Raw genomic sequence first — 24,921 nt, 5'->3', positions numbered from 1 at the left:
CCTCGCTGCGCCGGTGCCGGGTCATCGCACCGCGGCCAGCGTCTCGGCCTCGTCCCAGACGCGCCGGGCCAGGTCGGCGTCCAGCGCCGGGCCCTGCAACGGGACCTCGCGGTCCTGGTCGAAGTACCGGCCGGTGCCGGGAGCCCCGGTCAGGGAGACGACGTGCCGGGCGCCCTCCTCGGGCGCGGCCCAGCTGCGCTTGGCGGCCTTGAGCAGCCAGCCGAGCGGGCCGCGGCGGTCGCCGAGCCCGGTGCGGATGACGCCGGGGTGCACGGCGTCGATCGTGATCCCGGCCGTCCGCCAGCGTTCGGCGAACAGGGGCACGGTCAGCAGGTTGCACAGCTTGGTGTCGGCGTACGTGCGCATCGGCGAGAAGTCGGCGCCCACGGCCGTGCGTCCGGGTTCGGCCCGGCCCTTGGCGTACAGGCCGGCGGTGACCTGCACCACGCGGCCGAGCCGGTCCTCCAGCAGGTGGTTGAGCAGGAACGGCGCCAGGTGGTTGACCGCGAACGACTCCTCCAGCCCGTCGTCGGTCAGGACCCGGCGGGCGGGCCAGCGGCCGGCGTTGTGGACGAGCACGTCGATGCGCGGGCAGCGATCCAGCAGGTCGCCGGCCAGCCGCCGGACCGACTCCGCCGTGGTCAGGTCGCCCGCCACGACCTCGACGTCCCCCGCCATCCGCGCGGCGGCCTCGCGGCCCCGCTCCGCGTCCCGCGCGACCAGCAGCACCTTGTGCCCGTCGGCGGCCAGCCGTTCGCACACCGCGTACCCGATGCCCCGGTTGCCGCCGGTCACCACCATGATCGACATATCAGAGCATTTTTCTAGAGAAATGATCTAATTTCAAGAAGGCGGCCCGTCCGGCTTGACCTGGAGTTCGCTCCAGCCCCCAGACTCCCCTTCCGGGGCCTCGTACAGAACGCCACGAACTGGGGAGACAGCATGAAGTACCGGACGATCGGCACGAACCCGGACACCCGCCGCGAGGTGAGCGCGCTCGCCCTCGGGGCGATGTTGTTCGGCTCGGTGACCGACGAGAAGACGTCGTTCGCCATCCTCGACCGCTACGTCGAGGCCGGCGGGACGTTCATCGACACGTCCGACAACTACGCCTTCTGGGTGGACGGCGGCCAGGGCGGGCAGAGCGAGGAGCTGCTCGGCCGCTGGCGGCGCTCCAGCGGCGCCGGGGACGAGATCGTGATCGCCACCAAGCTGGGCGCGCGGCCGCTCGCGCCGGGCACCAGCTACGTCGACAACGCCGAGGGCCTGTCCGCCAAGGTCATCAGGGAGTCGGCCGAGCGCAGCCGCGAACGCCTCGGCGTCGACCGCATCGACCTGCTCTACGCCCACATCGAGGACCGCACGGTGGAGGTGGCCGAGACCGTCGAGGGCTTCGGCGCCCTGGTGGCCGAGGGCACGGTCGGCCTGCTCGGGGCGAGCAACCACGCGATCTGGCGGGTGGAGCGGGCCCGTGCCCTGGCCGCCGCGTCGGGGGTGGCCGGGTACGAGGTGCTGCAGTACCAGCACAGCCTGCTGCGCCCGCGCTTCGACATGCCGGAGTCGATCTTCCAGGACGGCAGCCTCGGCCACGCCGGAGCCGAGCTGCTGAGCTACCTGCGCGCCGAGCCGGCCCTCACCCTGGTCGCCTACTCGCCGCTGCTCGGCGGGGCCTACACCCGGCAGGACAAGCCGCTGCCGCCGGACTACGACCACCCCGGCACCCCGGCCCGCATGGCGGTGCTGCGCGAGGTCGCGAAGGAGTGCGGGGCCAGCATGAACCAGGTGGTGCTGGCCTGGCAGATCGGCTCGGCGTTCCCGGTGATCCCGCTGGTCGGGGCCTCGTCGGTGGCCCAGCTGGAGGAGAGCCTGGCCGCCGTGGACCTGGAGCTGACCGCCGACCAGCGCGCCCGCCTCGACGCCGCCCACTGACCCGCGCCCGCCCCGGCGCCGGAAGGACCCGGGGAGGCCGCCGGGGCGCCGTGCCTGAGCCCGGTTCGCCCGGGTAAGGATGGGGCTCATGTTCATCAAAGCGTGTCTGAACGGCAGCCGGACGGCGGGCGAGCACCCCCGGCTGCCCCTGACGCCCGCCGAGCTGGCCGCCGACGCCCTGGCCGTGCGGCGGGCGGGGGCGGCCGCGGTGCACGTCCATCCGCGGGACGCGGCGGGGCGCGAGTCCCTGGCCGCCGCCGACATCGGGGCGGCGGCGTCGGCCGTCAGGGCGGCGGCGCCGGGGCTGCCCGTGGGCGTGTCCACCGGCCTGTGGATCACCGGCGGCGACGCCGCGGCCCGCCTGGACGCGGTGACCGCCTGGGCGGAGCTGCCCGCCGGCGCCCGTCCTGACTTCGCCTCGGTGAACCTGTCGGAGCCGGGGTTCGGCGAGCTGGCGCGGGTGCTGCTGGCGGCGGGGATCGGGGTCGAGGCGGGGGTGTGGACGCCGGCCGACGCCGCGACACTGACCGCCTCGGGGCTGGCCGGACGGATGACGCGCATCCTCGTCGAGGTGATCGACGCGCCGGCCGAGGAGGCCGTCCCCCGGGCCGCGGCCGTTCTCGACCGCCTGGACGGCTCGCCCGCTCCCCGCCTGCTGCACGGCGAGGGGCCGGCGACGTGGCCGCTCGTGGCGGAGGCCGTACGGCGGGGCCTGGCCACCCGGATCGGCCTGGAGGACACCCTGCTCGCCCCGGACGGCGGCCCGGCCGAGGACAACGCAGGGCTCGTCCGCCACGTCCTGGCCCTGGCCCGCCCCGGCGGGCAGAACGCGGCGCCCGCCGGTCGGTAGTGGCAGCCCCCGCATGAGGGCGGGTGGTGCCGTGACTGTGGCGAAGCCGCCGATTCGCCACAGTCGGGACATAACTTGATCGACGCGACAAGGAGTCCCGATGCCTTCCACCGCAGCCCGGCGCGCACTCGCCCTGCTCGTGATCGTCCCCCTGGCGCTCGCGCCGATGGCCCCGGCGTTCGCCGCCGGCCGGGCGCCGTCGGTGCAGTCGCGGCTGGACGCCCTCACCGCCTCCCCCGACGTGCCCGGCGCCGTGGCCTACATCCGCCACCCGGACGGCCGGACCGCGACGGTCGTCTCCGGCACCGCGCGGCGCGGCACGAAGCAGCCCATGCCCGGCGCCGACGGCCGGTTCAGGATCGCCAGCGTGAGCAAGTCGATCATCGCGGCGACCGTGCTGAAGCTGGCCGACCAGGGCAAGGTGAACCTGGACGAGCCGGTCGAGACGTACCTGCCGGGGGTCATCCGCGGCAAGGGCGTCGACGGACGGGACATCACCGTGAAGATGCTCCTGCAGCAGACCAGCGGCCTGCCCGACTTCACCCCCGCCGCCGACTGGTCGAAGATCGGCAAGCAGGACCTGCTCAAGCTGGCCCTCTCCCTCGAACCGACGCCCCGCGGCCGGTTCGCCTACTCCAACACCAACTACATGGTCCTCGGCCTGGTCGCGCAGGCGGTGACCGGGCGCGACTTCCGCGCGGTCAGCCGCGACCTGGTGCTGAAGCCGCTGGGCATGCGGGACACGTACTGGCCGGCCGAGGGCGAGACCGGCATCCGCGGCCCGCACGCGCACACCTACGGCGTGCACCCGCTGCACCCCGGGGACGGCGTCGTCGACGTGACCCGGCTGCCCGGCCACGCGTTCGGCGCCAGCGGCGGGCTGGTCTCGACGCCGCGTGACCTGAACACGTTCTGGCGGGCGCAGTCCGTCGAGGCCGGTTCGTACGTCGACGTCGACCGGCCCGGCTGGCCCAAGGGCGCCCGCTACGGCTACGGCGTCATGGAGATCCCGCTGAGCTGCGGCGGGAAGCTGTGGGGGCACGGCGGCGACGTCCCGGGCGTGTCCACCTTCAGCGGCCGCGACCGCGCGGGCCGCACGGTCACCGTGTACACGACGGGCTCGGCCAACGGCGGCAAGGCCCGCGACCTCCTGATCGCCGCCTTCGACACCGCCCTCTGCACCCGCTGACCGGCGTTCCGGCGGCCCCGCCGACCGGCGTTCCGGCAGACCCGCCGACCGGGGTTCCGGCAGACCAGCGCGCCCGTCAGGCGGACCGGCGGCTCAGCACGGGGTCGGCGATCAGCCGGGCCGCCGGGCACAACGTCTGGCCGTGCTCCCGGAACAGCTCGTCCCGGGAGCCGACTTCGCTCATGCCTGCCACGGTAACCCGCCCCTTCGGGCCCGTCCCGCCGCCCCCGGTCGCGGGTGGGGAAGCGGTTCATGTCGGGGCGGGGCAGGGCGGGGCAGGGCGGGGGCAGGGCGGGGCAACGCGCGGTCGGGGGCCGGGGGCCCTCCGTCGGTATGGGCGACTTTGGGGAAATTTCCGATTTCGCCATCATTTCTGACCACAACCCGCAATGATCAAGGTCGGCCGGATGCCCACGGGGGGCGCACCGACCGTTGATTGGAGCCCCATTTTGCGGAGAAGACTCCCACTGTTCGCCACCGCCTTCGTGGCGCTGGCGGCGTTGATCCCGGTTCCGGCGGCGAACGCGGCGACGACCGCGAAACCCGCCACCACCACGACGAACGCCATCACCTGGGCGCCCTGCGAGGAGGAGCCCAGCGCCGAGTGCGGCAAGCTGACCGTGCCCATCGACTGGGCCCAGCCGAGCGGGCCCTCGATCGACCTCGCGGTCGCCCGGCGCAAGGCCACCGACCCGGCCGCCAGGGTCGGCTCGCTGGTGATCAACCCCGGCGGTCCGGGCGGGTCCGGCGTGGAGGCCGTCTACGGCGCTCCCGGGTCCTACACCGAGGAACTGCAGCAGCGGTTCGACATCGTCGGCTTCGACCCGCGCGGCGTGGGCCGCAGCCACCCGGTCATCTGCTCGGCGTCGGTCTACAACCAGATGCCGCCGACCGTCATGCGCAGCCAGGCCGACTTCGACGCCTGGAACGCCTTCACCAAGAAGCTGCACCCGGACTGCCGGGCCCGTACCGGCCCGCTCTACGACCACGTGGACTCCGTCTCCGTGGCCCGTGACATGGACGCCCTCCGCGCCGCCCTCGGCGAGGAGAAGCTCACCTACTACGGCATCTCGTACGGCACCCTGATCGGCCAGATGTACGCCGAGCTGTTCCCCGGCCGCATCCGGGCGCTCGCCCTCGACAGCAACATGGACCACAGCCTCGGCGTGAAGGGCTTCTTCGCCACCGAGGCCCTGGCCGTCGAGGACGGCTTCGACCAGTTCGTCGACTGGTGCGAGCAGGACCCCAGTTGCGTGCTGAACGGCCGCGACATCCGCGCGATCTGGAAGAGCCTGCTGGACAAGGCCCGCCGCGGCGAGCTCGTCTACCCGAGCACCGGTCAGCGGATGACCGAGCTGCAGGTCATCTACAACGCCGCGCTGGGCAACGAGGGCCCCGACTGGCGCACGCTGAGCGAAGTGATCAACTGGCTGAACGGCGGCCCGGCCCCCGAGTGGGTGCCCCCGCTGCCCGGCCGGGGCCCGGTGGAGGGGGACGTCGCCGAACTGCCGACCCGGATCCTCTGCCAGGACTACAACCTCAAGGTGAACAGCTACGCCGAGTACGCCGACCTCATGCGTACCGCCGGCCTGCTGGCGCCGGACACGAAGTACCACCCGTACCCGACCGACGACCTGCCCATCTGCCTCAACTCGGGCGCCCCCGCCAACCCCCCGCACACGCTGCGGTACACCGGCCAGGCCCCGCTGCTGCTCGGCAACTCGATCCACGACCCGGCCACGCCGTGGATCTGGGCCGCCAACGCCACCCGCCAGCTCGGCGCGAAGGCCGTGCTGCTCACGTACAAGGGCTGGGGTCACCGCATCTACGGCAAGGACAAGTGCCAGACCGACATCATCGACCAGTACCTCATCGACCTGAAGGTTCCGCCGCAGGGCACCCGCTGCGCCGTGGGCACGCCTGAGGAGACGCTCAAGAAGCAGACGAAGCGGGCGTGGCCGTCCGACTCGCTGCCCTGGGCCGGATAGTCCGCACGTCCCGGGTACGGCCCCTTCGCGGGCCGTACCCGTCCCCACAAAGGGATATTTGCCCTGGCCAACCCCTCGGTATGGACAATTCAGCGTAAGAAGGTAGCTGACGAGGGGGTGAGCCATGATCGAGGTCAAGAGCATCGACAAGCCCGACGAACGGCGCGACTTCCCGAAGGGCCATCTGGAGATCTGCGAGCTGAGCGGCCTGACCTTCGGCGTCGCCACGTTCGAGCCGGGATGGCGCTGGTCGGAGTCCGTCAGGCCGATCGCCGGCACGTCGTCCTGCCAGGTGCACCACAACGGGTTCGTGGTCTCGGGCCGGATGCGCCTGCGCATGGACGACGGCACCGAGGCCGAGGCGGGGCCGGGCGAGGTCTTCGTCTGCCCGCCCGGACACGACGCCTGGGTGGTCGGGGACGAGCAGGTCGTCCTGTACGACTTCGCGGGCGGCGCCGCCGGCTACGCCAAGGCGAGGAACGGCTGACGCCGCGCGCGCTGCGGACGGGCGCCGCCTAGGCGGGCGCGTGCGACCGTCTGGGAATGATCTCCTCCAGCGCCTCGGCGACGGTGGAGCGTACGCCGAGACGTCCTTCCAGGCCGGTGATGCGCATCAGTCTGGCCGGTTGCGGGGTCGGCGCGGCGACCATCACCGTCCGTCCCGTGGCGGTGATGCGTTTCCACGCGCCGATCAGCGCGCCGAGTCCGGCCGAGTCCATGAAGCCGACGTCGGACAGGTCGATCAAAGTGACGGCGGCCGGCGTGCCGTCGAGATAGCCGGTCGCCCAATCCTCGATGGCGCCGGCGGTGTGCAGGTCAAGGTCCCCGGCCGGGTGCAGAACGACCGTTTCCCCTGCGGAGTTCGCCAGGATCCGGAAAGTGTCCACTTTCACTGCTATCACTTCCCTCCTTGGTCCGCTCTCCCCTGCTCATCGGCCGACAAACCCCGCGACCCGCCCGCCGGACGCAGCACCGCTGCTCAATGCGGATTTTTTCGCGAGGTAATTAGCGGTGCTCGGCGCGGCAATTCCCGGTGCGAATGCGCGGCCATTTCTTCGACGCCGGACGCATGCCCGTACATGAGTAAAGAAATGCTGGGCAGCGGTAATGGAACGTGTTCGCCGACGTTCGAGGAGAGTGAGAACCATGGTCCTGCTCGGCCTGCTGCTCATGGTCGCCGGGTCGGCCGCCGTGGTCGTCCTGTTCACCCAGACGACGACCACCGCAACCGCCGCCCTGACGCTGATGGGCGTCACCTTCCGGGTGGGCGACCTGGAGCTGTTCGCCGCGGGGGCCGCGACCGCGGCCGCGTTCATCTTCGGCGCCTTCCTGATCGCCGCCGGGACGGGCCGCAGGCTGGCCCGCCGCCGCGAACTGCGCCGCCTGCTGGCCGAGCGCGCCGACGACCGGGCCGCCACCGACCAGACCGTCACGGACCAGAGCGCCACGGACCGGGCCGCCACGGACAAGGCCGCCACGGACCGGGACGAGCGCCGCACGACGGACCAGCCCGCCGACCGTCTGGTGGCCACCGGGCGCACCGCCGACCGGCAGCCCGGCTCCGCCCCCGCCGCCCGTCACCGGACCCCGGCCGACCGCCTGGCGGCCGGCCGCCGCCGCCCGGCCACCGGCTGACCTGACGGCCGGGCCGGCCCGGACCTGGCTCCCGGGACGTAACAGGACGGGACGGATCAAGCGGGCAGGGCATCGACAGTGGGGACCACCAGGCCGAACAGGTCGCCGATCGTCGTCAGGGCGGCCTCGTGCAGCACGTCGGCAGCCAACGGCGCGCCGCCGGGGCCGGCCAGTGTGCGGGTGGCGCAGGCGTCGGCGACGACCGTGGGACGGTAGCCCAGCCGGAAGGCCCCCTGGGCGGTGAAGGTCACGCACATGTGGGTCATGAACCCCGCCAGCACCAGGTCGGGCCCGGCCTCCATGCCCGCCAGGACGTCCTGGAGCCCGGTCTCGTGGAAGGCGTCGGGGAACGTCTTGACCACCACCGGCTCCCCGTCGCGCGGCGCGACCGGCGCGCTGATCGCCCCGATCCCGGCGCGGACGTCGTAGGGGCTGCCGGGGCCGCCGTCGTTGACGACGTGCACGACGCGGGCCCCGGCGGCGCGGGCGCGCTCCAGCAGGCGGGCGCCGGCGGCGAGGGCCCGCCCGGCGTCCGGCAGGGCCATGACGCCGGTGCTGTAGGTGTTCTGGTAGTCGATGAGCACGAGGGTCGAGTCGGCCAGCCGGGCGGGCTCGGCCGGCAGGCCGACGACCTGGCGCAGGGTGGGCGAGACGGTGCTGCTCATGGCAGGGGGTTTCCTTTCTGGCAGGCTCGCGCCGCCGCCCGGCCGGACGGCGTACGCGAAGAGTGACGGGATCAGGCCACCGTGCGGAAACGGCGGCGGTAGGTGCCGGGGCCGGTGCCCAGACGGCGGCGGAAGGCGCGGTGCAGGGTCTCCACCGAGCCGAGCCCGCTGTCGGCGGCCACCCGGGGCAGCGACAGGTCGGTGGTCTCCAGCAGCCGGCGCGCCACCTCCACGCGCGCCGACTCGACGTACGCGGCCGGGGTGAAGCCGGTCTGCTGCCGGAACACCCGGGTGAACTGGCGCTGGCTCAGCCCCATCCGCGCCGCCAGCTCGACCGTGGTCAGCTCCTCGGCCAGGTGCTCGGCGATCCACAGGCGCAGGTCGTCGATGTCGCGGCGGCCCGAGGCGGCCCGGGTCAGCGGCACGCTGAACTGGCTCTGGCCGCCCTGGCGCTTGAGGTAGACGACCAGTTCGCGGGCCACCGCGAGGGCCGTCTCCTCGCCGTGGTCCTCGGCCACCAGCGCGAGGGTCAGGTCGAGGCAGGCGCTGATGCCCGCGCCCGTCCAGATCCGGCCGCTGGAGCGCAGGAAGATCGGGTCGGGGTCGACGGTGACCCGGGGGTGGTCGGCGGCCAGTTGCCCGGCGGTGGACCAGTGGGTGGTGGCGGTCAGGCCGTCCAGGAGGCCGGCCTCGGCCAGGATGTGCGCGCCGACGCACACCGAGGCCACCCGGCGGGCGCCGGGAGCGGTCCGCCGTACCCAGGCGACCACCTCGGCGTCGGTCAGGGCGCGCGGCCCGTCGGGCGTGACGGTCACCGCGCCGGGCACCACCAGGGTGTCCACCTGGTCACCGACCTGGTCGAAGGTCAGGTCGGCGACCAGCCGCACCCCGGCGGACGTGGTGACCTGACCGCCCTGGGGCCCGGCCAGCCGCACGTCGTACAGAGCGCGACCGGCGACCCGGTTGGCCAGGGCGAACACCTCGGCCGGGCCGGTGACGTCGAGCAGGTCGACGTCCGGGAAGAGCGCGATGACGACGCGGTGGGCAGCGGGCATGACCCGATTCTCACCGAACCGGCGGAATGTCCGCAACGACAGTTATCTGGCTGATTTGGCCATCGAGCAGGGGACGGACCCGGTCAGCCGGCGTGCAGGTCGGCCGGTTCGCCGAGCCGCAGGGCCAGCAGGGCGACGTCGTCGGTGAAGCCGTCGCCCCGGTGGACGAGCAGCAGCTCGCACATGTCCTCCAGGGGCAGGTGGCGCAGCCTGGAGGCGGTGTGGATCAGGCTCTCCATGCCCCGGTCGAGACCGTGCGCGGGGTCCTCGACGAGCCCGTCGGTGTAGAGCAGCAGCGTGGATCCGGCCGGGATGACCTGCTCGTGGTCGGGCCGCGCCAGGTCGGGGGTGACGCCGAGGGGATGGCCGCCCTCGGCCCGCAGGTAGCGGGCGGGACCGCCGACGGGGAGCAGCAGCGGGGGCAGGTGCCCGGCGGTGGCCCACCTGAGCCGCCAGTCGGTGCCGCCGTACTCCTCCAGGCGGGCCAGCAGCACCGTCGCCATCGGGCCGCCGTGCAGGGCGTGCAGGATCTCGTCGAGCCGGCGCAGGATGTGGGACGGCGGCTCGCAGTGCTCGTAGGCCAGCACCCGCAGCATGTTGCTGATCTGGCTCATGACGGTGGCCGAGCGCAGGTCGTGGCCCATCACGTCGCCGACCATCAGGCAGGGCACGCCGTCGGGCAGGACGATCGCGTCGTACCAGTCGCCGCCGATGCGCGGGACGGTGCTGGAGGGCAGGTAGCGGGCGCAGGCCCACAGGCCGTTCAGTTCGGGCAGCGACGGCAGCAGGCTGCGCTGGAACTCCTCGGTGTTGCGGCGGATGCGCTCGTAGAGGCGGGCGTTCTCGATGGCGACGCCGGCCGCGCTGGCCAGCGCCGCGACGATCCGCTCGTCGTCGCCGGTGAACGGCAGGCCCGACCGCTTGTCGGCGAAGTACAGGTTGCCGTACACGGTGCCGCGGACCAGGATCGGCGTGCCCAGCAGGGTGCGCATCACCGGATGGCCGGGAGGGTACTCGCGGAAGCCGGGGTGGGCGAGCACGTCGTCCACGCGCAGCGGCCTGGGCCGGGCCATCAGCTCCTGGAGCAGGCCGTGGCTGGTCGGCAGGCGGCCGACGGCGTCGTACACCTCTTCGGTGACGCCGTAGGTGAACAGGTCGGCGAACTCGCCCTCGTCGTTGAGCACGCCGAGGGCGCCGTACCGGGCGTCCACCAGGTCGGCCGAGACCTCCACGATCGTGCGGAGGGCGGCGTTCAGCTCCAGCTCGGAACTGATCGCGAGGACCGCCTCCAGCAGGCGCGCCATCCGGCCGTGCAGATCCTCGATCTGCGTCAGGCTCGCCTGCAGCCGCCGGAGCTTCTCGGCGCCGAACGGCCCCAGGTCCCCGCCGTACGCGCCGCCCTCCGGCCGCTGTCCGCCCACCCCACCCCCCGAGATGCCCCTGCCCAGGTCCATGCCCCCGGTCACCGGCATGACACCTGCTCAAGGGCACTGCGGAAGGCGCCTCAGAGCACCTTGGAGGAGGCGGCCGCCCAGGTGTTGCAGGAGCCCGGGTCGCCGGTGGCGAAGCCGCGCTTGATCCAGGAGCGGATGGTGGCGGTCCTGCCCCACGAGCTGTACTTGCCCAGCTTGTCCCCCGCGGGAAGGGTGAGGAGATAGTCCCAGTCCTTCTTCGACCTGCCCTCCAGGGGCCACACGCTCTTGATGAAGGCGCCGCTCAGGCAGTCGGTCTGGAGATTCTTACGCCGGTCCTGCTCCCGTCCTTCCGCCTTGGTGGGGTACGGGATCACGTCGTAGGCGTCGTAGATCCCGACGAGGTTCTGCACGTGGTAGGCGTACATCCCGGCCGCCGTGTGGAGCAGCCACAGGTCGCTCGGGTCGTCGGTCCAGCTCTTGCCGATCTGGAAGACCAGCGTGCGCGTCTTCTCGCAGTACCACGTCTGCGAGTCGTCGTCGCCCACGGAGATTCCGCAGTACTTCTTGGGGATGCGGTCCATGTGCCGCACCTTCACCGGCTCGTACGGCAGCCCGGCCGCGGTCAGGTGCTGTTCCCAGGTCGTCTCCAGGCAGGCGACGACCGCGTCCACGTAGGCGCGGGCCTGCTTGAGGTTGCGGCGCTTCACCGGCGGCTCGGCGCAGGTGGTCGTGGGCAGCGGGCCCGCCTCGTAGAGGGGGTTGGCGACCAGCTTGGGGTGCTTGACCGGGTAGGCCGCACTCTCCGCGGCGGCCGTGCCGGCCAGGGAGGCCGTGAGCACGCCCGCCATCGTCAAGATCATGAGGGGTTTCACGAAGGGTGACAATAGGGCCAGAACGTGACTGCCACAAGGCGGTCAGCCGCTCACGGTGGTGACGGTGAGTTGCGGGGCTGAGTGGATCTCGGCGTCGGTGAAGCGTTCGGTGACCCAGCCTCCCTTGGAGAACAGGCTGGTCTGGTCGGTGTGGTGGGGGGAGTTCGGGTTCGCGGACAGGGAGTAGGTGAGGACGGTGCGGGTGCGCGGACCGTCCGGGGTGAGCTCGACGGCCATCATGAAGCTGGAGCCGGTGTTCACCTCGGGGTAGCGCCCGTCCTTGCCGAGCGGGCCGGAGTTGCGGACGCGGTCGAAGCAGCCCTCCCCCTCGGTGCAGCCGGGGATGGGGATCGACGCGTAGTGCTGGGCCTGGCCGGCGGTCAGCGTCAGGGGCAGGCGGTTGTCCAGGAAGAACAGCACGGCGTCGGCCAGGGCGCGCCGCACGGCGGGGTCGTCCCGCCTGAGGCCGCGCGGCGTGGTGAGCGGCCGGGCGGGGTCGAACGGCACCCGCCACCAGCTCCGCGGCGGCTCGCCGGGCTTGACGGGGGCCTGGAGTCCGTCGAAGAACCGCCGCCAGAGCACCGCCCCCTCGCCGTCCAGGGTGGCGCGCCCGTCCCAGCGGGTCAGGGTCCGGCAGGCGTCCCGTACGTCCACCCGCTCCCCCGAGGAGGCCCGCAGCTCGCGGTGCTCCCGGCACAACGCCTTCAGGTCCGCGCGCATGAGCTCGAAGCCGTGATTGCGCTTGCTGCGCGCGGTGGCCTGGAGCGTCTCCAGGGTGAAGCCGGGGCCGCCGAGCCCGTCGGCCCCCTTGAGCCGCCGGTCGATCATGTCCAGGCTGACCCGGGGCCGCAGCTCCACGTCGGTCCGTACGGCGCCCCAGACCTGGGCGTAGCCGGTCAGCGGCGCGGCCGGGTTCGTCATCCACGGACTGTTGTTGGAGTTGGCGACGTAGTCGGCGCGGGTCAGGCCGGGCTGGTTGCGGGGGCCGAAGATGCCCGGCACGACCGCGTCGGCGTCCTTGCCCCACAGGCACGCCGAGGTCGAGCCGTCCAGGACGAACGCGTCGATCGACGGGTCGGGCGACGGCTTGGCGCACCGGCGGGCCTGGGCGTCGGTGACGTGCGGGACGACGGAGGCGTCGGCGAAGGACGCCGTCCCCCCGACGTCGGTGGCCAGCGTGTAGACGAACGGCAGGCCCTGGTGGGCGTCCTGGGCGGCGCGCAGCCCGCGCACGTCGCCGGCCTTGGCCATCGCCAGCCATTCGTCGGCCGCCCGCAGGTTGGCGGCGTTGACGTCGGCCAGCGCGTAGGCGTACCCGTCGCCGCGCCCGGCGGCCAGCACCGGGCCGTAGCGGGAGGTGAGCAGGGTGCGCGAGACGAAGGTGCCGTCCTGGAGCGGCACCACGACCTCCTGGCGGCCCATCGGCTCGGGCCGGCCGTCCACCAGGTAGGTGGTGGGGTCGCCCTGCGCCAGTTCGAGCCGGTAGAGGGTGAACCGCTGGGCGTGGGAGACGGTGTGAGTCCAGGCGACGGTCCTGTTGTGGCCGATCTGCACGACGGGGGTGCCGTACAGGCTGCCGCCGGCGACGTCCAGCACGCCGGGGATGGTGAGCTGCACCTGGTAGAAGCGGCGGACGCCGTTCCACGGGAAGTGCGGGTCGGCCAGCAGCATGCCGTGGCCGTCGCGGGTGGCCTCGCGGCCCAGCGCCCAGCCGTTGCTGCCGGGGGCGCGGCGCGGGCCGTCGTCGCCGTCGCCGTCGCCGCCGACGATGGCCTCCTTGAGCGCCGAGCTGCCCGACATGCGGCCGAGGTCGAGCAGGTTGGCCCAGACGTCCTCGGCGGTGATCGGGCCGACCCAGGACTTACCGCGGCAGGTGGGGTCGGGCAGGTTGGCCACGCCGGTGTCGTCGAGGTAGCGGTTGTAGCCGGCCACGTACCCGTCGACCAGCTCGCGCAGCTCCGCGCTCGGCCCGATGGGGGCGGGCCGGGCCAGCAGCCGCCGGACGACGCCGGAGTCGGCGACGCTGCGGTGGTAGAGGTCGCTGGTGAGGTTGGCGACCGGGCGCACCGGGTCGTCGGAGCGGGCCTGCGGGCCGAAGTGGCGGGATCGCTCGCCGCGCAACGTCACCACCCACGAGGCCAGCACGCACAGGTTGTCCTGGGCGAAGGCGTACCCGTAGCCGAAGCCCAGGCCGCCGTGGTCCTTGGCGGACACGTGCGGGACGCCGTACTCGGTGCGCCGGATCTCGGCCGAGTAGCGGCCGTCGGCGGCCCCGGCCGGCGGGGCCGTGAGCAGGGCGGCGACCAGGGCGAGCACGATCGCCGCGCTGGGCTTTCGCAGCTTCATGGGGCTCCTATTCGAAACGCGCGTTGTCGGGCGAGGTCATGCGCCGCAGCAGCGGCAGGACGGTCGAGATCACCAGCAGGGACGCGGCCAGCCCGCCGCCGACGCCGGCGAAGTAGGCGGGCCCCGGCATCGCCAGGGTGGCCCCCTTCATGGCCAGGGCGTCGATGAACGGCGCCGCCACCCCGAACCCGGCCCCGGCCGCCACGACGGCCGCCAGGACGAGCGGCAACGCCGACTCCAGCAGCACGACCGCGCCCAGGGTGCGGCCGGGCGTGCCGGCCAGCCGCAGCAGCGTGAACGGCTGGCGGCGTTCCACCAGCCCGCCGCCGACCGCCACCAGCAGGCTGCAGCCGCCGGCGAGCAGGGTCAGCGCGACCATGGCCAGCGCGATGTTCTCGGCCTGCGTGTAGAGCGCCGCCCGGACCTGGGCGACCTCGTCGAACGTCATCGGCGGGCCGGTGCTCTGCCCGGCCAGCAGGGTGCGGATCTCCTCCAGGGTCGCCGGGTCGGCCATGGTGACCAGCACGGAGGACAGGTTGAGCCCGTCGGCCGAGACGGGCTCGCTGTCGGGCCCGGCCAGGGGGATCAGCTTGTCGATGGTGAGCGGGTTGTCGGCCTCCACCACCCGGTCGAACCGTCCGGCGACCGCCCGCGCGCCCGGCGGGCACTGCCCGAGCGCCGGGAAGCGGGCCAGGTCGGCGCACTCGACGACCGCCCGGGGCGGCGGCGGCCGCTCGGGGTCGATCACCCGGTTCTCCTCCTCCTTCGCGGCGTGGATCGGCAGCACGCCGACGCCCGGATAGGCGCGCAGCCGGGCCACCAGCTCGGCCCCGGCCCGCGGCGGCAACCCGCCGCCGCCGAGGTCGCCGAGCGGGGCGCGCAGCACGCCGGACAGCGTGCCGCCGGCGACCGCCCGCTGGCCGTCCACCACGGCGGGCACGATCCCGGCGATGGCCGTCCCGATGAACACCGCGAGGACGAGCCCGCTCACCGACCTGAAGGCGGCCTTCGGGTCGGCGGCCAGCCGCCGGGCGGCCAGCAGCGTCGCCGCTCCGCCGGTCAGCCGGGCGGCCAGGCGGGCGGCCAGCATCGTCAGCCATGGACCTGCCAGGATCAGCCCGATCATGATCAGCGCCAGGCCCGCCGAGGCCGGCCCGGCGTTCGGCTTGCGGTCGCCGGTCTGGAACATCGGCACCGCGAACAGCGCCAGCCCGGCCAGCAGCGGGATCGCCCGCCAGGCGCGCGGCGGCCGTGGGGCGCCCTTCCTGAGCGCGCCCAGCGGCGAGATGCGGACCCGGCGCAGCGACCACAGCGCGCTCACCCCGGCCAGCAGCGGGACGCCGGCGAGCACGGCCGCGTACTGCCAGGCGGCCGGCGTCACCGTGTCGGGGAAGAACCGGGAGCCGGTGACGCGGACGGCGGCGACCGCCGGACGCAGCAGGAGGAAGAGCGCGATCCCGGCGAGCGTGCCGGTCAGCGCGCCGAGCGCGGAGTCCACCGCGGCGAACAGGTTGACCTGCCGGGACGTCCCGCCCACCAGCCGGATCGCGGCGAAGCGGGCCTCGCGGCGGGCGGCGGCCAGCCGGGTGGCGGTGGTGACCAGCACGAGCAGCGGCAGCAGCAGCCCGACGGCCGCGATCGCGAACCCGAAGTGGTAGATGTCGGCGTCGCCGTCGACGGCGGGCTCGTCGGCCGTCGTGTCGACCTGCCGGGTGCCGAGCAGGGCGGCGACCTGCTCGGGCGTGCGGCCGATCACGATGGTCAGGTCGTCGGGGCCGGTGAGCGCGGCGCGGCCGATCGTCCCGGCCCTCGTGCCGGGGAAGCGGTCGGCGAGCTGCGCGCGCGGCGCCGAGTCCAGCAGTTCGGCCAGCGCCGGGGAGACGTGGTACTGGCCGGGCGCGGGCATGCGGGAGAGCCCGGGGACGACGGGAGCCCGGCCGCCGAGCGCGGCGGCGTCGAGCCGCCTGATCGGGCGTCCGGCGTAGTAGTCCTCGTGGTAGTTCCACAGGGCGCCGGTGGCGGTGGCGTCGAGGGCCCAGCCGCTGGGGGCGGTGCCGCGGGTGCACTCCCAGCAGGTGCGCTCGCCGGCCGTCTGGAAGGCGTTGAACAGGGAGAGCGTGGCCAGCAGCACCGCCACGCCGACCGCCACGCCCGCGACGATCAGCGCGAGCCGGGCGGCCGCCTCCCTGCCTCCGGCCAGCGACAGCCGCAGGCCGAGGGCGATCACCGTGCGACCTGACCGGCGAAGGGGTCGGTGAGCCGGCCGTCGCGGACGATGACCTCCCGGTCGGCGCAGGAGGCGACGCGGGCGTCGTGGGTCACCACGAGCACGGTCGTGCCCTCCTCGCGCGCCAGGCCGACCAGCAGTTCCATGACGTGCTCGCCGGTCAGCGAGTCGAGCGAGCCGGTCGGCTCGTCGGCGAACAGCACCCGCGGCCCGGTCACCAGCGCCCTGGCGATCGCCACCCGCTGCGCCTGCCCGCCGGACAGCTCGCCGATGCGCCGCCCGCCCAGGCCGGCCAGCTCCAGCCGCTCCAGCCAGCCCGCCGCCCGCCGATACGCCTCCTTGCGCCGGGTACGCGCGAGCAGCAGCGGCAGGGCGACGTTATCGGCCGCGGTGAGCTCCGGCACGAGCTGCCCGAACTGGAACACGAAGCCGAACGCCGTGCGCCGCAGCCGGGTGCGCCGGTCGTCGCTCATGGTGTCCAGGCGGCGGCCGTCGAACCACACCTCGCCGCTGTCGGGCGTGAAGATCCCGGCCAGGCAGTGCAGCAGCGTCGACTTGCCCGAGCCGCTGGGGCCCATGACCGCCACGATCTCCCCGGCCGCCACCTCCAGGCCGGCCTCCCGCAGCGCCGGGGTGCGGCCGAAGGAGCGGCTGATCCCGCGGGCCTCCAGGATCACGACGCCCCCCGCACCAGCTCGGCCAGCGCGTCCAGCCGCGCCTGGGTGACGTCGATCCAGCGCAGGTCGGCTTCCAGGTGGAACATGCCGTGGTCGGCCAGCAGCGCGTCGGCCAGCGAGTCCCCCCGCTTGATCTGCGCGAACTCGCGCATGCGCCGCAGGTGGGTGGCGCGCTGGAGGTCGAGGTAGGCCGCCGCGTCGCGGCCCAGCATCAGCGCCAGCACGACCTTGGTGAACAGCACGGTCTGCAGGTACGGCTCGGCCGCGACCGGCTCGCTCAGCCACGCCTCGACCTCGCGCGCGCCGACGGGGGTGATCGCGTAGCGCTTGCGCTCGGGGCCGTCGCCGGGCTCGCTCTCCCCGGCGGTGACCTTGCCGTCCCTGGCCAGCCGGCCGAGGGTGGAGTACACCTGGCCGAAGGGCAGTGACTTGCCGCGGCCGAAGTAGGTGTCGTAGTCGCGCTTCAGGTCGTAGCCGTGGCTCGGCTCCCGCTCAAGGAGTCCGAGCAGCGCAAGAGGGACGCTCATGCCCCCGCACTATATACCGAGGGTATATACGGGGGGCATAATCGCGGTGAAGCCGGTGCGCTTCCCTCAGGAGGTGGCGCTGGGCGACGGCGTCGGCTGGTGGTCGCCGCCGTGCCGGGGGCCGCCCTTGCCGCCGTCCCTGTCGCCGTTCCTGTCGCCCCAGTGGCCGTCGCCGTGGGGGTGCCGGCCGCGGCCTTCGCGGGCGGTCACGTCGTGGACGGTGACGGCGGTGGCCGTGCCGCCGGTGACCTTGGCGCTGACCATGACCTTCTGGCCGGCCTTGATCGCGTCGATGCCCTGGTCGCGGTTGATCCGGGTGCCGGCGTCGACGGCGTACTCCTTGGTGTAGCCGTCCGCGCTCTTGACCGTGACGGAGTTCTGGCCGACGGCGGTGACGTCGCCGTACTGGGTGGCCACGGTCACATACGCGCCCTGCCCGTCGGGGACGACGAACTCGCCGTGGACGGGCGGGCCGCCGAAGCCGCGTCCCCAGCCGCGTCCCTTGTCGGACGGCGAGCCCGACGGGACGGCCGACGGGCTCCCGGCGGCCGGCGGCGGGCCGGTGGGCGAAGGCGACGGCGACGGCGACGGCGAGAGCGCCGAGGCGGCGGCCACGCCGGCGCCGGTGGCCAGGACGACCGCGGTGGTCGCGGCGAGCAGTACGGAGCGGGGGAATCGGCGCCTGGGCGGTTCGTTCTCCAGGGTCTCCGCCTTGCCGAATCCGTCAGGCCCAGAGGTCATGATCTTTCCTCTCTATGGGATACAACACCACAACCCTGCCCTGAACCACCTAAAACGGTCGTAAACACCCATCGACCTGCGGCCCGCGTCCCCGCACGCGGGCCGCACCGGCCGCTAGGACGCCGAGACGCGCACCAGCGCGCGGTCGCCGTCACGCAGGACGGCGATCCGGGTGCCGGTGTCCGGCACCTTCACCCCGAGCTGCGGCAGATCCGGGTGCCAGTAGACGCCACGGTGGTCGTCGAACACCGCGACGCCCGGACGCGCCGGGAACACGGCGGGAACGCCCGCCGAGTGCAGCCGGAGCCGGTCCGTGCGCGCGTTGCCGAACGGCGCGTCGAACACCTGGAGCCGCGCCCCGGCCGCCGCCCCGCTGGCCCAGCGCAGCGGCTCGGGCCGGGCGTCGACGGGCAGGATCATGCCCTCGCCGGGGTGGTCGCGGGTGGTGTTGTCGCCGTACCAGGCGTCCCAGAGCCAGATGAGCACGCCCTGCTGGTACGGGTAGTGCTCGACCCGCTGGCTGCCGGTCCACCCGAAGTTGTACGGCCCGGTCCGCAGGTAGGCGTTGTACCCGGTGTAGCGCCGGTTCTCGGCGAGGTAGGCCCGGGAGAAGCGCTGCACGCCCACCTCGCCGCTGCGGGCGAAGCCGACCGCCGTCCACTCGCCCTCGCCCTGCTCGACGTCGTCGGCGAACACGCCGGGCACCTGGACGTCGTCCAGCCGGAAGCCGGACTCGGAGGTGTTGGAGTCGGTCGAGTAGCGGAAGCGGAACCAGATCCGGCCGCACGCGTACGGGCTCAGGTCGTAGGCGATCTCCCGCCAGTCGGAGCTTCCGGTGAGCGGCTGCCCGACCGGCGTCCAGGCCGCGCCGTCGCGGGAGACCTCGGCGTACAGGAAGTCGTAGCCCTGCTCGATCGCGTAGGCCGCGTGCGCCTTGAGCGTCGGCTCGGTGGCCCGGGACAGGTCGATCTGCCGGGTGAGCGTCTGCTCAAGGTTGTCGCCCTTGCCGCTCCACCACTGCCACTCCCCCTGGTACGGACGGCCCAGCGGGGTGCTGATCTCGCGCGCCGGCAGGTCCACCACGAGCGCCTGTGGATCGCGGGTGTTGTAGGAGCCGACGCCGAGGGTGTGCGTGGAGGGGGTGGCCGCGCGGGCCCGGTCGTAGGCCAGCCAGCCGAGCTGGAGCTTGCTCCAGGCGTCCAGGTCGCCGGCGTACTCGCCGAGCGGGCCGGTCCGCGAGCTCAGGTAGGAGCCGGACGACATCAGCGACCAGAAGTTGACCGAGTTGTCCCCGCCGCCCGCGTACAGGTCGGGCAGGCCGAGGTCGTGGCCGAACTCGTGGGCGGTCAGGCCGACGCCGCTGTTCTCGCCGACCGTCAGGTAGTCGCCGACCCAGATGCCGGTGTCGCCGATCTGGGTGCCGCCGTTGCGGTTGCCCTCGGGGCCGGCCTGGCCGCGCTCGGGCCAGTAGGCGAAGTAGCGGTGGGCCCAGACGGCGTCCGCGCCCTGCGCGCCGCCGCCCCAGGTCTCGTCCACGCCGGCGTGCACGACCTGGTAGTGGTCCAGGTAGCCGTCGGGCTCGTCGAAGTCGCCGTCGTTGTCGTGGTCGTAGCGGTCCCAGACGTCGTACTTGGCCAGTTCGGCGCGGATCTGGTCCGTGGTCCTGCCCTTGGCCTTCTCGGCCTCGTACCAGGCGTTGGCCGAGTCGCGCACCAGGTCCCAGTTGTTCCAGCAGATGCCGCCCTCCTCGGGGGCGCACCGGTCGCTGCCATAGCGGGCCTCGTTGTACGGCACGCGCACCCAGTCGCTGACGTAGCCGTCGAGGTCGTAGCGGCCGGAGGACTGGAGGCGGTAGTAGTCGCGCAGGGAGTTGCCGCCGGTCGCGAAGTAGGACTTCGCGTAGGAGGCGCGGTCGAAGTCGGGACGCCAGAGGGTGTGGTTGTCGTCGGTGCCGCGCGGGTCGGGGATCGCGTTGTGGCGGGGGCCGGGCTGGCCGCCGTACTTGATCTGGCCGTCGATCTTCGTCTCGTTGTCCACCTTGTCGCCGAACTCGGCCAGGACGACGAAGACCTGGTCCTTGCGTTCCTGGGCGAGCTCGACGTAGCGGTGGCCGACCTTGACCGAGCGGCCGGGCCGCCCCTTGGCCGCCACCGCCGCGTCCGGGGATAAGACGCCTTCGACGGCCTGCCTGCGCAGCGCCGCCTGCTCGCGTTGCTGCGGGCTGAGCGGGGAGATCTCCCTGCTCACCTTCTTCACGGGCGGCGCCGCGGTCTCCGCCGCAGCGGAGACGGAAGGGACGCCGAGCGCGGCGATCGCCAGGAGGGCGGCCGCCGCGGAGAGAGTGATTCGCATGGCATGTAACATGTCACACTCCAAGCCTCCCGTCTCTACCTCCGGCCGATCTTCCGGGGCGCGGATCCCGTCACTCGACGATCAGCTCGACCGGGATGTTGCCGCGGGTGGCGTTGGAGTAGGGGCAGACCTGGTGGGTGGCCTCGACCAGCTCGCGGGCGACCTCGGGGGCGATGTCGTCGGGCAGCTCGACGCGGAGCGTGGCGTCGAGCTGGAACCCGCCCGCGCCGTTGGGCGACAGGCCGATCTCCGCCGTGACGGAGGCGTCGGAGACGTCGATGTGCTTCTGCCCGGCCACCAGCCGCATGGCCGAGGCGAAGCAGGCGGCGTAGCCGGCGGCGAAGAGCTGCTCGGGGTTGGTGCCCTCGCCGTCTCCGCCCAGCTCCTTCTGCAGGGCCAGCTTGACGTCCAGCCTGCCGTCGGAGGAGACCGCGCGCCCGTCGCGGCCCGCGGAGGTGGCGATGGCGGTGTACATGCTCATGACCGGTTGCCCTTCGTTCGGCCTTCGCCAGACAGACCTGTCTGTCTGGTTTGTCGAGCCCGAGACTAGACAGGTCTGTCTGGTAACGTCAAGGGGTGAGCGCAGCGACGGTGAAGGACCCCCGCCCGAGCCCGGCCCGCACCCGGGTCCTGGAGACGGCGGCGCGGCTGTTCTACGCCGAGGGCGTGCACTCGGTGGGGATCGACCGGATCATCGCGGCGGCGGGCGTCGCGAAGGCGACCTTCTACCACCACTTCCCGAGCAAGGACGAGCTGGTCCGGGCGTACATCGCCGAGCAGGGAGCGGTGCAGCGGGCCCTGGTCGACACGCTGCGCGCGGACTCACCCCGGGAGACGCTGGCGGCCGTCTTCGCGTTCATGTGCGAGTTCGGGTCCGGCCCGGGTTACCGCGGGTGCCCGTTCGTCAACACGGCGGCCGAGTACCCGGATCCGGCGCATCCCGTACGGAAGGCCATCGCCGAGCACCGGCGCTGGCACCGCGACCTGTACCGCGACCTGCTGGCGGCCGACGGCCGCGCCGACGCCGAGCGCACCGCCGACATCCTCCTCCTGGTCCGGGACGGCCTGGTGGTGGGCTTCGACCTGGACGACCCGGCCACCGTCCGCGCCACCGTCCACGAAACCCTGACCCGCATCCTCACCCCCTGACCCCCGCCCCACCCCACCTCCGGCACGACGACAGCATCCCCTCGCCCCCTCCCCACCCCCTTCGCCTTCCACCTCCCCGCGCCCTTCGCGCCCCCGGCGCCCTTCGCGCCCCCGCGCGCGCCCCTCGCGCGGCCCCTCCTGCGGCCTCTCCTCGCGCGGCTCGCCATCGCGCGGCCCCTCTTCTGCGGCATTCCCCCGATGGCGGTTGGGCTGGGTGATGAGGGTGGGGGAGGTGTGGGAGGTTTTGTGCTGTGTGGGTAGTTTGTCTGGTATTAGTGGGCAGCGCCGTTGCTCCCCTACCACCGCATACGAGGCAGTCATGTCGTTGTCCCGAAATATCAGGAGAAGTGTGGCTGCGGCGGTGGCCGCCATCCTCGCTCTGCTCATCGCCTCCCCCACGCCCCCGGCCTCCGCCGCCACCCCGGCCCGGCCGAACATCATCTTCTTCCTGGTGGACGACCTGTCCGCCGACCTGCTGCCCTACATGGACACCGTCCGCGGGCTCGCCGAGGGCGGCACCACGTTCACCGACTACTACGTGTCCGACTCCCTCTGCTGCCCCTCCCGCGCCTCGATGTTCACCGGCCAGTTCCCCCACAACACCGGCGTACGGACCAACCAGGGCTACGACCGCGGCGGCTACGAGGCGTTCGCCCGGCACGAGGGCCGCACCTACGCCGTCCCCCTCCACCAGGCCGGCTACCGCACGGGCTACCTGGGCAAATACATCAACGAGTACCCCGCCCGCCCCGGCTACCAGGTGCCGGACGGCTGGGACGAGTGGCACGTCTCCGCGGGCGGCGGCTACAACGAGTTCAGGTACCAGCTCACCCGCTACGTCAGGGAGGAGTCGGGCGACCGGCGACCGATCGCCCCCTCCAAGGGCGACTACCTGGTGGACGAGCTGGCCCAGCGGGCGACCGGCTTCATCGAGCGCTCCCGCGAGCACGCCCCCGGCCGGCCGTTCTTCCTCCAGGTCTCGCCCTTCTCCCCGCACAACCGGGTGGACGTCAGGCCCGGCGACACCGAGCCGCGTTTCCCGCCCGCGCCGCGCGACCGTCCGAAGGACCGCTTCCCGGACGGCGAGTTCCCGCACGGCGACTGCGGCGGCCCCGACTGCGACGGCATCGACGTGACCACCCTGCCCTCCTTCGACGAGGACACCGCCGACAAGCCCTCCTGGGTGCGCCGGGCCCCGATCGAGGCGAAGCGCGCCGAGGAGCTGCGCGAGGACTTCCGTGACCGGATCCGCATGGTCCAGTCGGTGGACGACATGGTGGGACGGGTGCTGTCCACCCTCACCGAGCCGGAGCGCCGCAACACCTACGTCGTGTTCGCCAGCGACAACGGCTTCCACCTCGGCCAGCACCGCCTGGTCCGCGGCAAGTCCACCGCCTACGACCACGACGTACGGGTCCCGCTGCTGGTCAGGCGGCCGGTCACCGGAGAGCGCGACCGGCGGGTGACCGGCGCCATCGCCCAGAACGTGGACCTGTTCGCGACCTTCCTCGACATGGCCGGCGTCGACCCGGCGATCCGCGACAGCCGGGACGGCCGCAGCCTGCTCCCCCTCGTCCAGGGCCGGCAGGTCGCCGGCTGGCGGCAGGCGGCGCTGGTCGAGCACGTCAGGCCCGACCCGCGGACGCCCGGCAGGCCCGACCCCGACGCCGACCGGCTGAGGCAGGGCAACGCGCAGCCGCCCACCTACAACGCCGTGCGGACCGCGGGAGAGCTGTACGTGGAGTACGAGAACGACCCGAAGCCCGAGTACTACAACACCGTCACCGACCCCCGCCAGGAGTCCAACGACCCCGGCAACGCCCGGACGGCGTACCTGGCCGGGGTCCTGCGCGGGCTGACGACGTGCGGCAGGCCCGGCGCGCCCGACTGCTGGACGGCCGCGCACCTGCGCTGAGACGTACGGCAGAAGTTGACCTCCTTCGGTCCGGCGGTTGACGCGCCGGCCGCCGGTCCCCCCGTACATTGGGGCGGTCGGGAGCCCGAACCGAAGGAGAGCGATGCGGTTCACGTCCGTCCTTGCCGGATTACTGATGGTCGCAGGCACGATCGCAGGCCCAGGAGTGGCGCAGGCGGCCACACGGACGACCGGATGCGAGGCGGTGCTGCCCCGGCCCGACGGCCACGGCATCACCTGCGTCGACGTACGGCGTCGCCCGCAGAGCGACGGCTCGGAGCTGCGGGACGTCACGATGACCTCGACGGCGATCTTCCAGGCGTCCGGCGGCACCCCGGTCATCGACCCGCCGGCGCGCCCGATCAGCGTCCGCCTCTACCTGCCGAAGGGCTACGACCCCTCGCGCGCCACCCCCTACCGGGCGCTCTACCTGCTCAACGGCGGCGGCGACAACTACGACTCGTGGACCACCAAGGCCGACCTCGTCTCCCTCGTCCGCACCGCGGGCTCCTTCGACGGCATCGTGGTGATGCCGACCGGCGGGATGACCGGCTGGTACGCGGACTGGGCCGGCCGTACGGACGGATATTTCGCGCCGAAGTGGGAGACGTACCACATCGACCAGCTCATCCCGTGGATCGACGACAACTTCAACACCGTCGCCGACCGGTCAGGACGCGGTCTTGCGGGCCTGTCCATGGGCGGCTACGGCACGCTGCGGTACGCGGCGGCCCACCCCGGCGTCTTCTCGGTGATCGGCGCCTTCTCGCCCGGCATCGACCTGCGCGCCAGGCCCGCCCAGCGCACGATCTCCGACTCCATGTGGCAGTCGGGCGCGGCGATCGAGCTGACCGACCTGGGCGAGTTCCGCGTCAACAAGTACGACAACGGCAGCCCGCTGCCCGTCCTCGACCAGGAGGTCCAGCGCCGCTACCGCCTGGACACCCTGTTCGGCCCGCACACCACCACGGTCTTCCACGGCCGCACGGTCGAGGACTGGCCCGCCGCCAACCCCGCCGATCTGGTCACCCAGGGCAGGTACGCCCCCTATGACGGACGGCTGGCCCTGTACGCCGGCGGCTGCGCGAGCCTCCCGCGCGTCCCGGACGGCGCCGAGCCCGCCCCCGCCGCGTGCGGCTACGACACCAGGGCGAGCGACGACGCCGCGGGCGTCAGCGAGCCGATCCTCGGGGCGTACGCGAGCGAGTTCGACGCGACGCTGACCGGCCTCGGCGTCGGCCACCGCTACTGCTACAGCAGGGGCGGCCACGACTGGAACGCCTGGTCGGCCTACCTGGTCGACTTCCTGCGGTACGCCTACGGCACCGCCCCCGCCCGCTGCCCCGCACTCTGACGCCCCAGCCCGCTTCCAAGTCGGCCACAAGTACC

The 24,921-nt window shown here is 73.2% G+C and carries 22 protein-coding genes; 9 read left to right on the top strand and 13 right to left on the bottom strand.

Annotated elements, in window-relative coordinates; genetic code table 11:
• Nucleotides 1-21 precede the first annotated feature (21 nt).
• Nucleotides 22-810 carry an SDR family NAD(P)-dependent oxidoreductase gene (locus tag ACIBQ8_RS31295; RefSeq protein ID WP_397193658.1) on the bottom strand — a complete coding sequence of 263 codons (789 nt, stop codon included), beginning with the start codon at nt 808-810 and terminating at the stop codon, nt 22-24.
• A 132-nt stretch (nt 811-942) separates the two neighbouring features.
• On the opposite strand from ACIBQ8_RS31295, the gene ACIBQ8_RS31290 reads away from it, so the two are divergent.
• From ACIBQ8_RS31290 to ACIBQ8_RS31270, 5 genes are all read left to right on the top strand, one after another.
• The gene (locus ACIBQ8_RS31290; protein WP_397193657.1) at nt 943-1,929 is read left to right on the top strand and encodes an aldo/keto reductase; all 987 of its coding nucleotides are present in this window, start codon (nt 943-945) and stop codon (nt 1,927-1,929) included.
• An 88-nt stretch (nt 1,930-2,017) separates the two neighbouring features.
• Nucleotides 2,018-2,779: a 3-keto-5-aminohexanoate cleavage protein gene (locus tag ACIBQ8_RS31285; protein ID WP_397193656.1), complete on the top strand. Its 762-nt coding sequence runs from the start codon at nt 2,018-2,020 to the stop codon at nt 2,777-2,779.
• Nucleotides 2,780-2,879: 100 nt separating this feature from the next.
• Nucleotides 2,880-3,968, top strand: a complete 1,089-nt coding sequence (locus ACIBQ8_RS31280) for a serine hydrolase domain-containing protein (RefSeq protein ID WP_397193655.1) — start codon at nt 2,880-2,882, stop codon at nt 3,966-3,968.
• A gap of 449 nt (nt 3,969-4,417) precedes the next feature.
• Nucleotides 4,418-5,956 carry an alpha/beta fold hydrolase gene (locus ACIBQ8_RS31275; RefSeq protein WP_397193654.1) on the top strand — a complete coding sequence of 513 codons (1,539 nt, stop codon included), beginning with the start codon at nt 4,418-4,420 and terminating at the stop codon, nt 5,954-5,956.
• Nucleotides 5,957-6,080: 124 nt separating this feature from the next.
• The gene (locus ACIBQ8_RS31270; protein WP_397171699.1) at nt 6,081-6,443 is read left to right on the top strand and encodes a cupin domain-containing protein; all 363 of its coding nucleotides are present in this window, start codon (nt 6,081-6,083) and stop codon (nt 6,441-6,443) included.
• A 28-nt stretch (nt 6,444-6,471) separates the two neighbouring features.
• On the opposite strand, the gene ACIBQ8_RS31265 is transcribed toward ACIBQ8_RS31270, so the two are convergent.
• On the bottom strand, nt 6,472-6,849 hold the full coding sequence (locus ACIBQ8_RS31265) for an STAS domain-containing protein (protein ID WP_397193653.1): 378 nt from the start codon (nt 6,847-6,849) through the stop codon (nt 6,472-6,474).
• A gap of 244 nt (nt 6,850-7,093) precedes the next feature.
• Here ACIBQ8_RS31265 and ACIBQ8_RS31260 point away from each other — a divergent pair, with 244 nt between their 5' ends.
• Nucleotides 7,094-7,591 carry a hypothetical protein gene (locus ACIBQ8_RS31260; RefSeq protein ID WP_397193652.1) on the top strand — a complete coding sequence of 166 codons (498 nt, stop codon included), beginning with the start codon at nt 7,094-7,096 and terminating at the stop codon, nt 7,589-7,591.
• A gap of 56 nt (nt 7,592-7,647) precedes the next feature.
• On the opposite strand, the gene ACIBQ8_RS31255 is transcribed toward ACIBQ8_RS31260, so the two are convergent.
• The 11 genes from ACIBQ8_RS31255 to ACIBQ8_RS31205 form a co-directional block, all read right to left on the bottom strand.
• A complete protein-coding gene (locus tag ACIBQ8_RS31255; protein ID WP_397171704.1) occupies nt 7,648-8,256 on the bottom strand; it encodes an isochorismatase family protein in 609 nt (202 codons plus the stop codon).
• Nucleotides 8,257-8,327: 71 nt separating this feature from the next.
• Nucleotides 8,328-9,311, bottom strand: coding sequence for a GlxA family transcriptional regulator (locus ACIBQ8_RS31250; RefSeq protein ID WP_397171705.1), 984 nt, complete (start codon nt 9,309-9,311; stop codon nt 8,328-8,330).
• A gap of 83 nt (nt 9,312-9,394) precedes the next feature.
• Entirely contained in the window at nt 9,395-10,783 is a 1,389-nt protein-coding gene (locus ACIBQ8_RS31245; protein ID WP_397171707.1) for a PP2C family protein-serine/threonine phosphatase, read from the bottom strand.
• Between the two features lie 32 nt (nt 10,784-10,815).
• Nucleotides 10,816-11,586 carry a hypothetical protein gene (locus tag ACIBQ8_RS31240; RefSeq protein WP_397171709.1) on the bottom strand — a complete coding sequence of 257 codons (771 nt, stop codon included), beginning with the start codon at nt 11,584-11,586 and terminating at the stop codon, nt 10,816-10,818.
• A gap of 54 nt (nt 11,587-11,640) precedes the next feature.
• On the bottom strand, nt 11,641-13,944 hold the full coding sequence (locus ACIBQ8_RS31235) for a penicillin acylase family protein (RefSeq protein ID WP_397193651.1): 2,304 nt from the start codon (nt 13,942-13,944) through the stop codon (nt 11,641-11,643).
• Nucleotides 13,945-13,951: 7 nt separating this feature from the next.
• The gene (locus ACIBQ8_RS31230; protein ID WP_397193650.1) at nt 13,952-16,171 is read right to left on the bottom strand and encodes an FtsX-like permease family protein; all 2,220 of its coding nucleotides are present in this window, start codon (nt 16,169-16,171) and stop codon (nt 13,952-13,954) included.
• Nucleotides 16,168-16,848: an ABC transporter ATP-binding protein gene (locus ACIBQ8_RS31225; protein WP_397171714.1), complete on the bottom strand. Its 681-nt coding sequence runs from the start codon at nt 16,846-16,848 to the stop codon at nt 16,168-16,170. Before ACIBQ8_RS31225 ends, ACIBQ8_RS31230 begins: the two co-directional genes overlap by 4 nt.
• A complete protein-coding gene (locus ACIBQ8_RS31220; protein ID WP_397171716.1) occupies nt 16,845-17,375 on the bottom strand; it encodes a PadR family transcriptional regulator in 531 nt (176 codons plus the stop codon). Before ACIBQ8_RS31220 ends, ACIBQ8_RS31225 begins: the two co-directional genes overlap by 4 nt.
• Before the next feature lie 66 nt (nt 17,376-17,441).
• Nucleotides 17,442-18,116 carry a hypothetical protein gene (locus ACIBQ8_RS31215; RefSeq protein ID WP_397193649.1) on the bottom strand — a complete coding sequence of 225 codons (675 nt, stop codon included), beginning with the start codon at nt 18,114-18,116 and terminating at the stop codon, nt 17,442-17,444.
• A gap of 114 nt (nt 18,117-18,230) precedes the next feature.
• Nucleotides 18,231-20,468 carry an immune inhibitor A domain-containing protein gene (locus ACIBQ8_RS31210; protein ID WP_397193648.1) on the bottom strand — a complete coding sequence of 746 codons (2,238 nt, stop codon included), beginning with the start codon at nt 20,466-20,468 and terminating at the stop codon, nt 18,231-18,233.
• A 70-nt stretch (nt 20,469-20,538) separates the two neighbouring features.
• Nucleotides 20,539-20,949 carry an organic hydroperoxide resistance protein gene (locus ACIBQ8_RS31205; RefSeq protein WP_397171722.1) on the bottom strand — a complete coding sequence of 137 codons (411 nt, stop codon included), beginning with the start codon at nt 20,947-20,949 and terminating at the stop codon, nt 20,539-20,541.
• Nucleotides 20,950-21,044: 95 nt separating this feature from the next.
• Between ACIBQ8_RS31205 and ACIBQ8_RS31200 the strand changes: the two genes are divergently transcribed.
• From ACIBQ8_RS31200 to ACIBQ8_RS31190, 3 genes are all read left to right on the top strand, one after another.
• On the top strand, nt 21,045-21,617 hold the full coding sequence (locus ACIBQ8_RS31200; protein ID WP_397193647.1) for a TetR/AcrR family transcriptional regulator: 573 nt from the start codon (nt 21,045-21,047) through the stop codon (nt 21,615-21,617).
• 349 nt (nt 21,618-21,966) lie between these two features.
• Complete coding sequence (locus ACIBQ8_RS31195; protein WP_397193646.1) at nt 21,967-23,532, top strand: sulfatase; 1,566 nt, start codon at nt 21,967-21,969, stop codon at nt 23,530-23,532.
• A 103-nt stretch (nt 23,533-23,635) separates the two neighbouring features.
• A complete protein-coding gene (locus tag ACIBQ8_RS31190; RefSeq protein ID WP_397193645.1) occupies nt 23,636-24,886 on the top strand; it encodes an alpha/beta hydrolase in 1,251 nt (416 codons plus the stop codon).
• The last annotated feature ends 35 nt before the right edge of the window (nt 24,887-24,921 follow it).

Origin of the sequence: Nonomuraea sp. NPDC049646 (assembly GCF_044465525.1) — a bacterium.
GTDB lineage: Bacteria > Actinomycetota > Actinomycetes > Streptosporangiales > Streptosporangiaceae > Nonomuraea.
Note: the sequence above shows the minus strand (reverse complement) of the source record. Positions and strands in the feature narration are given on the sequence as shown.

Coding starts and splice junctions, on each gene's coding strand:
- ACIBQ8_RS31245 (WP_397171707.1), bottom strand. CDS start 10,783: ATGCCGGTGACCGGGGGCATGGACCTGGGCAGGGGCATCTCGGGGGGT.
- ACIBQ8_RS31295 (WP_397193658.1), bottom strand. CDS start 810: ATGTCGATCATGGTGGTGACCGGCGGCAACCGGGGCATCGGGTACGCG.
- ACIBQ8_RS31250 (WP_397171705.1), bottom strand. CDS start 9,311: ATGCCCGCTGCCCACCGCGTCGTCATCGCGCTCTTCCCGGACGTCGAC.
- ACIBQ8_RS31255 (WP_397171704.1), bottom strand. CDS start 8,256: ATGAGCAGCACCGTCTCGCCCACCCTGCGCCAGGTCGTCGGCCTGCCG.
- ACIBQ8_RS31205 (WP_397171722.1), bottom strand. CDS start 20,949: ATGAGCATGTACACCGCCATCGCCACCTCCGCGGGCCGCGACGGGCGC.
- ACIBQ8_RS31220 (WP_397171716.1), bottom strand. CDS start 17,375: ATGAGCGTCCCTCTTGCGCTGCTCGGACTCCTTGAGCGGGAGCCGAGC.
- ACIBQ8_RS31270 (WP_397171699.1), top strand. CDS start 6,081: ATGATCGAGGTCAAGAGCATCGACAAGCCCGACGAACGGCGCGACTTC.
- ACIBQ8_RS31210 (WP_397193648.1), bottom strand. CDS start 20,468: ATGCGAATCACTCTCTCCGCGGCGGCCGCCCTCCTGGCGATCGCCGCG.
- ACIBQ8_RS31190 (WP_397193645.1), top strand. CDS start 23,636: ATGCGGTTCACGTCCGTCCTTGCCGGATTACTGATGGTCGCAGGCACG.
- ACIBQ8_RS31215 (WP_397193649.1), bottom strand. CDS start 18,116: ATGACCTCTGGGCCTGACGGATTCGGCAAGGCGGAGACCCTGGAGAAC.
- ACIBQ8_RS31280 (WP_397193655.1), top strand. CDS start 2,880: ATGCCTTCCACCGCAGCCCGGCGCGCACTCGCCCTGCTCGTGATCGTC.
- ACIBQ8_RS31240 (WP_397171709.1), bottom strand. CDS start 11,586: ATGATCTTGACGATGGCGGGCGTGCTCACGGCCTCCCTGGCCGGCACG.
- ACIBQ8_RS31235 (WP_397193651.1), bottom strand. CDS start 13,944: ATGAAGCTGCGAAAGCCCAGCGCGGCGATCGTGCTCGCCCTGGTCGCC.
- ACIBQ8_RS31290 (WP_397193657.1), top strand. CDS start 943: ATGAAGTACCGGACGATCGGCACGAACCCGGACACCCGCCGCGAGGTG.
- ACIBQ8_RS31285 (WP_397193656.1), top strand. CDS start 2,018: ATGTTCATCAAAGCGTGTCTGAACGGCAGCCGGACGGCGGGCGAGCAC.